This is a genomic window from Saccharomonospora sp. NPDC046836 (genome assembly GCF_040645195.1).
GTDB lineage: Bacteria > Actinomycetota > Actinomycetes > Mycobacteriales > Pseudonocardiaceae > Prauserella_A.
Map to the genome: position 1 here is coordinate 1 of NZ_JBEYXW010000131.1, position 1,196 is coordinate 1,196.

A 1,196-nucleotide genomic window follows, 5' to 3' on the forward strand; every position below is an offset into this window, starting at 1 on the left:
TGCGGGGCTCGGTGATCTGAATGACCGTGGCGGTGCCGCCGGACACCGGGTCACCGGCCGCGTCTCTGGACGTGTCGGAACTCGTGCCACCGCACACCTCGACGCGTACGCCCTCGCCGGGGTCGGTGCCGGGGACGGTGAAGGTCTCGCCCTCCTGGACGGGGGCGTCGGCGAGGGCGGGGTAGACCGAGCGGCCCCAGCAGGCGGCGGTGTCCGGATGGGCGTCGAGGACCTCGACGGGGCCGGCGCCGGAGGGCAGGTCGGTGCGGACACGGTAGACGAGGATGCCTTCGCGGCAGACGTCCACGTCGTTGCCCTCGGCGGTGCGGGCCTCCACGGCGATGACGGTGCCGGGGCCCTCGGGGACGACCGCGAGGCGGGTGCCGGAGCCCGGGAGGGGCGCGTCGGCGGCCACGGGCTCCAGGGAGAGGCGGTGCGAGCCCTCGCCCTGGACGCAGGTGATCTGCTGGTGGCCGAGCCAGCCGAGCTTCCACTTGTGCCAGGCGAAGAGTTCCGGGCCGAGTCCGAACTGGCTGCCCATGAGGTCCCAGTCGCCGACGTGGGTGTCCCAGTCGCCCTTGTTGTCGGTGGGCCGGTGGTAGAGGTCGGGCAGGTCGAAGACGTGGCCGGTCTCGTGGGCGAGGACGTTGCGGTCGGGCGGGTGGCGTTCGAAGAGGGTGACGACGCGGCGGATCGGGGTGCCGTCGGCCTCCAGAGGGCGGCTGAAGTTGACCACCTTGGTGGCGTCGGAGTCCACACCGGGGGCGTCCGGGTCGGCGACGAAGTACACGATGTCGTAGCGGGAGAAGTCGACGACCGGGTCGGCGGCCTCCAGGGCGTCGCGGAGGTAGGCGGAGCGGCTCGCGGCGTTCCAGTCGCGCCTTATCTCGTAGGCCGTGGAGGGCTGGGGCATGGTCAGCCACTCCTTCTGCGGGTGCGGGCGCAGGGTGAAGCGGCCGTAGGAGGAGCGGTCGAAGAAGTTGGCGGCGTCGGGGAAGTAGTCGGCGGTCAGCTCGGCGGGGGTGGTGCGCGGGGTGGCGTCGGGGAACGAGAGGAAGACGAGGACCGCGTCGAGGCTGCCGAGGGGGCGCGGGTAGGCGCCGTTCCAGGTGTCGAGCCCTTCGGAGTGGTGGGCCGGGGTGCGCGGCAGGGCGCACGGGCCGCCCGGGGGTGCGGCCGAGGCGGGGCCCGCCACC

General features: G+C 73.5%; 1 protein-coding gene. It reads right to left on the reverse strand.

All coding sequences use genetic code 11. The annotated features are described in order from the left end of the window. Nucleotides 1-1,196, reverse strand: a 1,196-nt coding sequence (locus ABZ863_RS35700; RefSeq protein ID WP_358544221.1) for a M6 family metalloprotease domain-containing protein, incomplete at both ends; no start/stop codon positions are given.